This window comes from Streptomyces abikoensis (assembly GCF_014648775.1).
Classification (GTDB): Bacteria; Actinomycetota; Actinomycetes; order Streptomycetales; family Streptomycetaceae; genus Streptomyces; species Streptomyces abikoensis.
In genome coordinates this window covers 776178-785131 of sequence record NZ_BMRT01000004.1, presented here as the reverse complement: position 1 = coordinate 785131, position 8954 = coordinate 776178, and the positions used below count along the sequence as shown (strand labels likewise).

8 protein-coding genes and 1 pseudogene are annotated in these 8954 nt (G+C 71.5%); 8 read left to right on the top strand and 1 reads right to left on the bottom strand.

Annotated elements, in window-relative coordinates:
• Together IE096_RS17820 and IE096_RS17815 are read left to right on the top strand one after the other, a co-directional pair.
• Positions 1 to 148, top strand: a pseudogene (locus IE096_RS17820) (NAD-dependent malic enzyme); the annotation flags it as partial.
• A 288-nt stretch (positions 149 to 436) separates the two neighbouring features.
• A complete protein-coding gene (locus tag IE096_RS17815) occupies positions 437 to 718 on the top strand; it encodes an HU family DNA-binding protein (RefSeq protein WP_004951951.1) in 282 nt (93 codons plus the stop codon).
• 387 nt (positions 719 to 1105) lie between these two features.
• Here IE096_RS17815 and murA read toward each other — a convergent pair whose 3' ends face one another.
• Entirely contained in the window at positions 1106 to 2446 is a 1341-nt protein-coding gene (gene murA, locus IE096_RS17810) for a UDP-N-acetylglucosamine 1-carboxyvinyltransferase (protein WP_189452752.1), read from the bottom strand.
• A gap of 335 nt (positions 2447 to 2781) precedes the next feature.
• Here murA and IE096_RS17805 point away from each other — a divergent pair, with 335 nt between their 5' ends.
• The 6 genes from IE096_RS17805 (at position 2782) to IE096_RS17780 (ending at position 8690) form a co-directional block, all read left to right on the top strand.
• Complete coding sequence (locus IE096_RS17805) at positions 2782 to 3414, top strand: YqgE/AlgH family protein (RefSeq protein WP_189452750.1); 633 nt, start codon at positions 2782 to 2784, stop codon at positions 3412 to 3414.
• 30 nt (positions 3415 to 3444) lie between these two features.
• Positions 3445 to 3735, top strand: coding sequence for a DUF3039 domain-containing protein (locus IE096_RS17800; RefSeq protein WP_109281359.1), 291 nt, complete (start codon positions 3445 to 3447; stop codon positions 3733 to 3735).
• 182 nt (positions 3736 to 3917) lie between these two features.
• Complete coding sequence (locus IE096_RS17795; RefSeq protein WP_189452748.1) at positions 3918 to 5255, top strand: extracellular solute-binding protein; 1338 nt, start codon at positions 3918 to 3920, stop codon at positions 5253 to 5255.
• Positions 5252 to 6172 (top strand): carbohydrate ABC transporter permease, encoded by a 921-nt coding sequence (locus IE096_RS17790; RefSeq protein WP_189452746.1) that lies wholly within the window; start codon positions 5252 to 5254, stop codon positions 6170 to 6172. The genes IE096_RS17795 and IE096_RS17790 overlap by 4 nt, the downstream gene beginning before the upstream one ends.
• The gene (locus tag IE096_RS17785) at positions 6169 to 7020 is read left to right on the top strand and encodes a carbohydrate ABC transporter permease (RefSeq protein WP_189452744.1); all 852 of its coding nucleotides are present in this window, start codon (positions 6169 to 6171) and stop codon (positions 7018 to 7020) included. The genes IE096_RS17790 and IE096_RS17785 overlap by 4 nt, the downstream gene beginning before the upstream one ends.
• 8 nt (positions 7021 to 7028) lie before the next feature.
• Positions 7029 to 8690 (top strand): beta-N-acetylhexosaminidase, encoded by a 1662-nt coding sequence (locus IE096_RS17780; protein WP_189452742.1) that lies wholly within the window; start codon positions 7029 to 7031, stop codon positions 8688 to 8690.
• Positions 8691 to 8954: the final 264 nt, after the last annotated feature.

The window sequence follows — 8954 nt, the reverse complement described above, 5'->3', positions numbered from 1 at the left end:
CGCCGACGTCGTCGCCGAGGACGAACTCAACGCGAACTACATCATCCCCAGCGTCTTCAACGACAAGGTCGCCGGGGCCGTCGCGGGTGCCGTCCGGGAGGCCGCCAAGGCCGCCGGGGCCGCTGTGACAGGCACCACGACGGCCTGACGCACGGCGCGTCGAGTGGCGCGACGCCGCTGGGCCCCCCATAAGGTGTCGGGCAGACATCGGGCCGCAGAAATGCGGCCTCATCCGAGGCTGTGGCAGCTGGCCGTGGCGCTTTCCGTGTGACTCTCCAGGGTGCCGGATTGGCTTTCCCGCCACTGGTGGGGGCAGGATGCGTAACCGGGCGCGAGGGTCTGGCATACGGACCCGGGTCCGGGGACTGTCCGAGGGCCCTGGCAGCATCGGCTTCGATCTCACGCCTCATTGGCAAGAAGAACACGGGAGTACAACATGAACCGCAGTGAGCTGGTGGCCGCTCTGGCCGACCGCGCCGAGGTGACCCGCAAGGACGCCGACGCCGTTCTGGCCGCGCTCGCCGAGACCGTCGGCGAGGTCGTCGCCAAGGGCGACGAGAAGGTCACCATCCCCGGCTTCCTGACCTTCGAGCGCACCCACCGTGCCGCTCGGACCGCGCGCAACCCGCAGACGGGCGAGCCGATCCAGATCGCTGCCGGTTACAGCGTGAAGGTCTCCGCGGGCTCCAAGCTCAAGGAAGCCGCGAAGGGCAAGTAAGCCTTCAGCTCGAAGGGCGGCCACCCGGGGGTGGCCGCCCTTTTGGCGTATCAGGGGAGCATGCCCCGCCGCGTTGCCGCGTAAACGGCCCTTGCGCGGCCCGTAAAGCCCCTAACACCCCGTCAGGGTGCTCGGGCCCCACCCCGGGTCCGTTCGGGGCGCTGACGGCCCGGCAGGGGAGTCGTGCCCCGGTCCCGCCCTTTCGCCGTTTCCCGGGGCTGCCGCCCCGGCCCCCGCAGGCCCGAGGGCTTCGCCCCGGGCGCGGGTGCCCGTAAAACGCCGGACGGGGCTGACATGCGTCAGCCCCGTCCGGGGGTTCGAGGGGGCGGAGCCGCCTCGGAAACGGTGAAGGGGCGGGACCGGGGCCGGCCCCGCGCAGCGGCACCGTCAGGCGTCGGAACCGCCCGGCATCTCGACGTTCGCCCCGAGATCCCGCAGCTTCTGCATGAAGTTCTCGTAGCCGCGGTTGATCAGGTCGATGCCGTGCACCCGGGACGTGCCCTCCGCGGCCAGGGCCGCGATCAGGTACGAGAAGCCGCCGCGCAGGTCGGGGACGACCATGTCCGCGCCCTGGAGCTTCGTCGGGCCGGAGACGACGGCCGAGTGGAGGAAGTTGCGCTGGCCGAAGCGGCAGGCGGAACCGCCCAGGCACTCGCGGTAGAGCTGGATGTGCGCGCCCATCTGGTTGAGCGCGGAGGTGAAGCCCAGGCGGGACTCGTAGACCGTCTCGTGGACGATCGACAGACCGCTCGCCTGCGTCAGGGCCACGACCAGCGGCTGCTGCCAGTCCGTCTGGAAGCCGGGGTGGACGTCCGTCTCCAGCGCTATGGCGTTGAGCGGGCCGCCCGGGTGCCAGAAGCGGATGCCCTCGTCGTCGATCTCGAAGGCGCCGCCGACCTTGCGGTAGGTGTTGAGGAAGGTCATCATCGACCGCTGCTGGGCGCCGCGGACGTAGATGTTGCCCTTCGTGGCCAGCGCGGCCGACGCCCAGGAGGCCGCCTCCAGGCGGTCGGACAGGGCGCGGTGGTTGTAGCCGCCGAGCTTGTCGACACCGGTGATGCGGATCGTCCGGTCGGTGTCCATGGCGATGATCGCGCCCATCTTCTGCAGCACGCAGATGAGGTCCTCGATCTCCGGCTCCACGGCCGCGTTGGACAGCTCCGTGACGCCCTCCGCCAGGACGGCGGTCAGCAGCACCTGCTCGGTCGCGCCGACCGAGGGGTAGGGCAGGCGGATCTTGCAGCCGCGCAGCCGCTGCGGGGCCTCCAGGTACTGGCCGCCCTCGCGCTTCTCGATCGTCGCGCCGAACTGGCGCAGCACCTCGAAGTGGAAGTCGATCGGCCGGCCGCCGATGTCGCAGCCGCCCAGGCCCGGGATGAAGGCGTGGCCGAGGCGGTGCAGCAGCGGGCCGCAGAGCAGGATCGGGATGCGCGAGGAGCCGGCGTGGGCGTCGATGTCCGCGACGTTGGCGCTCTCCACGTACGTCGGGTCGAGAACCAGCTCGCCGGGCTCGTCGCCGGGGCGGACGGTCACACCGTGCAGCTGGAGCAGACCGCGCACGACGCGGACGTCACGGATGTCGGGCACGTTGCGCAGCCGGCTGGGACCGTGCCCGAGCAGGGCGGCGACCATGGCCTTCGGCACGAGATTCTTCGCGCCGCGGACGCGGATCTCTCCCTCGAGCGGGGTGCCGCCGTGGACAAGCAGGACATCGTCAGGGCCGGTCATGGATCTCGCGTTCCTGGAGTTGGGCAGGGGGCAAGAAGAAAGGGTAATGCGACCCGGGGGCCCTTCTGGCGCCCTGGAGGGCCGGAAAGCACGTCATGGGTTTGTCACAACACTCTGTGTTTATGGAACGGTCGCTACCGGTTATCGCCGGGGCGTCGCCGGACCGCCCGGCGGGCCCGTGCTCGCGCCCTGGACGGCGTTTCCGGCGCTTTCCGTGGCCGTGAGGTCGCTTTCGGTCACTTGCGCGGGCGCTGCTCTCGTACGCCCCCTACCCGCCCCGGGCGGGGGCACTCGTCCACTCCCCCCGAAGGGGCGAAATGGGGGATCATGTGCCCATGACCGAGGTGTCCTCGCTCACAGGGCGACTGCTTGTCGCGACGCCCGCGCTGTCCGACCCCAATTTCGACCGCGCGGTGGTGCTGCTGCTCGACCACGACGAGGACGGCTCCCTCGGCGTGGTCCTGAACCGCCCGACCCCGGTCGGCGTCGGCGACGTCCTGGAGCCCTGGGCCGCGCTGGCCGGGGAGCCGGGGGTGGTCTTCCAGGGCGGCCCGGTCTCGCTGGACTCGGCGCTGGGCGTGGCGGTGGTGCCGGGCGAGGCCCGGGAGCACGAAGGGGCGTCCCCGGCGGGCGGGGGCGCCGGCGCGGGCCCGCCGCCGTCGTCCGCCATGGGGGATCCCGTCGGCTGGCGCAGGGTGCACGGGGCGATCGGCCTGGTCGACCTGGAGGCCCCGCCCGAGCTGATGGCCAGGGTCCTGGGCTCGCTGCGGATCTTCGCCGGTTACTCCGGCTGGGGCCCGGGGCAGCTGGAGAAGGAGCTGGCCGAGGGCGCCTGGTACGTGGTGGAGTCGGAGCCCGGCGACGTGTCGTCCCCGGACCCGGCGCGGCTGTGGCGGGCCGTCCTGCGGCGTCAGCGCAGCGAGCTGGCGATGGTCGCCACCTATCCGGACGACCCGAGCCTCAACTGACCCGCCCCGTCCCCAGTACTCTTGGAGACCATGAGCACTCTTGAGCCCGAGCGCGGGGCAGGTACCGGCACCCTCGTAGAGCCGACGCCGCAGGTGTCGCACGGCGACGGCGACCACGAGCGCTACGCCCATTACGTCCAGAAGGACAAGATCATGGAGAGCGCGCTCTCCGGCTCCCCGGTCGTCGCCCTGTGCGGCAAGGTCTGGGTGCCCGGGCGCGACCCCAAGAAGTACCCGGTCTGTCCGATGTGCAAGGAGATCTTCGACGGCATGGGCGCCGGCGGGGACGACAAGGGCGGCAAGGGCGGCGACAAGAAGTAGGCCCCCTCCCGCTTCTCACCCTCGGGTTCGCCGACGGCTCCCAGGGCGCGTGATCGCGCCCTGGGAGCCGTTTCGCTGTTGTCGGATTCGCTCTTGTCGGAGCGCCGTCACCCCGCTTAGCCTCCTCTCAGTTGTGCGCTGCGAAACGTCCATTGCGTATGTTGCAACGCCCGGGGGGCCTCATGGCGTGGCCGTCGACGACGACGCCGGCATCGTTACGAACGCTCGTCCTGGTCGTGGTGGGAGCGCTGCTGTGCGCCGCGGGCGCCGGCGGCTGCGCGCCGCGCACGCCGGCTGGCGGCGCGGGCGGGGACCGCGCGACCGGCACCCTGCGGGTCTGGCTCTTCCGCGAGGTCGACAACGCGCCCAAGGCGGCGGTCGTCGACGAGGCCGTCGCCGCCTTCGAGAGGGCCCATCGCGGGGTGCGGGCCGAGGTCACCCACATCCCCGTCGAGACCCGGGCCCAGCGGATCAAGGCCGCGTTCAACGACCCGCGGAGCGCCCCCGACGTCGTCGAGTACGGCAACACGGACACGGCCGGGTACGTCCGGGACGGCGGGCTGGCCGATCTCACCGCCGACCTGGCGGCCTGGGACGACGCCCGCGCCCTCGACCCGGCCGCGAAGCGGTCCGTGACCGTGGACGGCAAGCTCTACGGCGCGCCGCTCCTCGTGGGCGTCCGGGCCCTGTACTACCGCACCGACGTCTTCCGGGAGCTGGGCCTGAAGCCCCCGGCCACCCTGGACGAACTGGCCGCGACCGCCCGCCGCGTCCACGCGGCCCGCCCCGGGCTGTACGGGCTCGCGGTGGGCGGCGCGTACACCTACGCGGCGCTGCCCTTCGTCTGGGCGCACGGCGGGGACGTCGCCGAGCGGAAGGGCCGGTCGTACGAGGCCACCGTCGACGACCCCGCCGCCAGGCGGGGCATCGCGGCCTACACGAGCCTGTTCGGCGACCACAACTGCCCCGCGAGCCGGTGCGCCCGGATGACCGGCAACGAGACGGTCCAGGCCTTCGCGTCCGGCAAGGCGGCCATGGCCATCGCCGGTGACTTCAGCCATCAGGCCATGGAGAACGGCAAGGTCAAGGGCGCGTACGCGGTCGTACCGCTGCCCGGGACCCGGGAGGGGCGGATCGCCCCCGCCTTCGCGGGCGGGAACAACCTCGGAGTGCTCAGAAGCAGCACCCATCGCACCCTCGCCGTGGACCTGCTGAAGTCCCTGGCCGGCAAGCGCACCCAGGCCCGGCTCTTCGACGCCATGGGCTTCCTCCCGGCCTTCACCGACGTCCGCGCCGAGGCGGCGCGGAAACGGCCCTTCGTGGAGCCGTTCGTCCGGACGCTGGCGTCGGGCGCGCGGAGCGTACCGGTGACTCCGGCCTGGGCCGCCATCGACGCCGGGCAGGTGCTGCCGACCCTGCTCCAGGAGGTCGTGAGCGGACGCGCGGACGTGGACGCGGCGACGGCCGGGGCGGCACGGAAGATGAACGCCGCCTTCCGGAAGAACGGACTCCGGTCATGAGGGCCCGAGCCATGGGAGGGACGGGAGGGAAGGGCGGCACCCCCTGGCTCCACCTCGCCCCGGCGCTCGTCGTCCTCGGCGGACTCCTCGTCTACCCGGTCTACGAGCTGGGCCTGATCTCCTTCCTCGAATACACCCAGGCCCAGGTCAGCGGGGGAGAGCCGACCAGTTTCCAGGGACTGGGCAATTACCGCGCGCTCTTCACCGACGCCCGGTTCGGCCAGGTCCTGCTGACGACCGTCGTCTTCGCGGCGGCCTGCGTCGTCGCCACCCTCGCCGTCGGCTGCGCGCTGGCGGTGCTGCTGACGCGGATCCGGGCCCTGCCGCGGCTGGCGCTGACGCTCGCCGCGCTGGGGGCCTGGGCCACGCCCGCCATCACCGGCTCCACGGTGTGGGTCTTCCTTTTCGACCCCGACTTCGGCCCGGTCGACAAAGCGCTCTCCCGGCTCGGGCTGAGCGGATTCGACGGCTACGCGTGGACCTACGACCGGTACAGCGCCTTCGCGCTCGTCCTGCTGGAAATCGTCTGGTGCTCGTTCCCCTTCGTCATGGTGACCGTCTACGCGGGCATCCGGGCGATTCCCGGGGAGGTACTGGAGGCGGCGGCGCTGGACGGGGCCTCGCAGTGGCGGATCTGGCGGGACGTCATGGCGCCCATGCTGCGCCCGGTCCTGGTCGTCGTCACGATCCAGTCGGTCATCTGGGATTTCAAGGTCTTCACGCAGATCTATGTGATGACGAACGGCGGTGGTATCGCCGGACAGAACCTGACACTGAACGTCTACGCCTATCAGAAGGCGTTCGCTTCCTCGCAGTACGGCCTCGGCTCGGCGATCGGCGTGGTGATGCTGCTGATCCTGCTGGCGGTGACGCTCGGATACCTGCGGCTGCTGAGACGGCAAGGGGAGGAGATATGAGACGACCCCGAGGTCGGCTCCTGGCGGAATCGGTCGCGCTGCTGTGCGCGGCGGCGGTGGCCTTTCCCCTCTACTGGATGGTGCTCTCGGCCTTCAAACCGGAAGACGAAGTGCTGTCGGAGGACGCCCGGCCGTGGACCGCGCACCCCACCCTGGACGCCTTCCGGCGGGTCTTCGGCCAGCAGGACTTCGGCCGCTACCTGGGCAACAGCCTGCTGGTCGCCGTCGTCGTGGTCGTCGCCTCCGCGCTGATCGCCTTTCTGGCGGCCGTGGCCGTCACCCGGTTCCGGTTCCGTTTCCGGACGACGCTGCTCGTCATGTTCCTCGTCGCGCAGATGGTGCCGGTCGAGGCCCTGACGATTCCGCTCTTCTTCCTGATGCGGGACCTCGGTGACGTCACCGGAGTGCCCGGCGTCGGCCTCAATACGCTGGGTTCGCTGATCCTCCCGCACATCGCCTTCTCCCTCCCCTTCGCGATCTGGATGCTGCGCGGCTTCGTGCGGGCGGTGCCGGAGTCACTGGAGGAGGCGGCGTACCTCGACGGGGCGAGCCGGGCCCGTTTCCTGTGGCGGATCCTCTTTCCGCTGGTCTTCCCGGGACTGGTGGCGACGAGCGTCTTCTCCTTCATCTCGACATGGAACGACTTCCTCCTCGCCAAGTCCTTCATCATCAGCGCCACCGAGAACTCGACGCTCCCGATGGCACTGCTGGTCTTCTTCAAGGACGAGGGCAACGACTGGGGCGGCATCATGGCGGCGTCGACCGTGATGACGATTCCGGTGCTCGTCTTCTTCGTACTGGTACAGCGCGGGCTCGTCTCGGGCCTCGGCGGAGCGGTGAAGGACTGAACTGAACCATGGACGATCCCGACCTCGATCGTGACCCGGGCCTCGATCTGATTCCGGCGCCGGTGTCCGTTCGCGAAGTGCCGCCCTCCGGGCGGTACGTGCTCGACGAGGAGACGCGCGTCGAGGCGCGCCCCGGCGCCGAGGGCGTGGCGCGCTGGCTGCGCGCGACCGTCGGCGCGGCGACCGGGCTGCCGCTGGCCCCGGGCGACGATGACGACAACCGCATCGTGCTCGCCGTCGACCCGGCCCTCGGGCGCAGGCTCGGCCCCGAGGGCTACCGCGTCGTGGTGGACGGCCACGCCGTGCGCGTCGACGGAGGCAGCAGCGCCGGGGTCTTCTGGGGTGCCCAGACCCTCCGTCAGCTGCTGGGCCCGGCGGCCTTCCGGCGGGCACCGATCGGCGCCCGCACCGGATGGGAGCTCCCGATGGTCGCCATCGAGGACGCCCCCCGCTTCGTGTGGCGCGGCGTCCTCCTCGACGTCGCCCGGCACTTCCTCCCCAAGGACGGCGTCCTCCGCTACCTCGACCTCCTCGCCGCCCACAAGCTCAACGTCCTCCACCTCCACCTGACGGACGACCAGGGCTGGCGCATGGAGATCCACCGCTACCCGGAGCTGACCCGGACCGGCGCCTGGCGCGCCCGCACCAAGCTCGGCCACCGGGCCTCGCCGCTGTGGGACGAGCGCCCGCACGGCGGCTACTACACGCAGGACGACCTGCGCGAGATCGTCGCGTACGCCGCCGAGCGGCACATCACCGTCGTCCCCGAGATCGACCTGCCCGGCCACTCGCAGGCCGCCATCGCCGCCTATCCCGAACTGGGCAACACCGACGTCGTCGACACCGCGGCCCTCACCGTCTGGGACACCTGGGGGGTCAGTCCGAACGTCCTCGCCCCCACCGACCACACCCTCGCCTTCTACGAGAACGTCCTCGCCGAGGTCCTCGACGTCTTCCCCTCGCCCTTCGTCCACATCGGCGGCGACGAGTGCCCCAAGGACCAGTGGAAGGCGTCCCCGGCGGCGCGGGCCCGGATGGCGGCGGAGGGGCTGGCGGACGAGGACGAGCTCCAGAGCTGGTTCATCCGGCACTTCGACCGCTGGCTCGCGGAACGCGGCCGCCGGATGGTCGGGTGGGACGAGATCCTGGAGGGGGGCCTGGCCGAGGGTGCCACCGTCTCGTCCTGGCGCGGCTACGCGGGCGGCATCGCCGCCGCGCGGGCGGGCCATGACGTCGTGATGTGCCCCGAACAACAGGTCTACCTCGACCACCGCCAGGCGCCCGGCGCCGACGAGCCCGTCCCCATCGGCTACGTCCGCACCCTGGAGGACGTCTACCGCTTCGACCCGGTGCCGGCGGAGCTCACGGGGACCGAGGCCGCCCGGATCCTCGGCGCCCAGGCCAACCTCTGGACGGAGGTGATGGAGGACCAGCGGCGCCTCGACTACCAGGCGTTCCCCCGCCTGGCCGCCTTCGCCGAGACCGTGTGGTCCCCGCTGCCCGCCCCCGCCGCCCGCGACCACCCCGCCTTCGAACGCAGGATGGCCGCCCACTACGCCCGGCTCGACGCCCTCGGCGTCGACTACCGGCCGCCCGGCGGCCCCCACCCCTGGCAGCGCCGGCCCGGAGTGCTCGGACGCCCGATCGAGGGCGCGCCCCCGATCGTGTGAGCCGCGCCGGAAGCTGACGAACCGTGCGACGGCCCCTGGCACGGTGGTCCTCCGCACACTGCCGTAAGTCGTACAAGGGCCGTACAAGAGTCAGCAAGCACCGCAATACGCTGGCAAAGCGCCCACAGTGGTGAGAGTCTCCCAACCCGGACTTTCTCCACTGGGCGGGTACGCGACCACGGCTTGCGGACCCTCGCGACAGCGGAACCGGAAGATGTGCCAAAGTTTCCACGTCCGGGCCGACAGCACGTACCGTACGGCGAG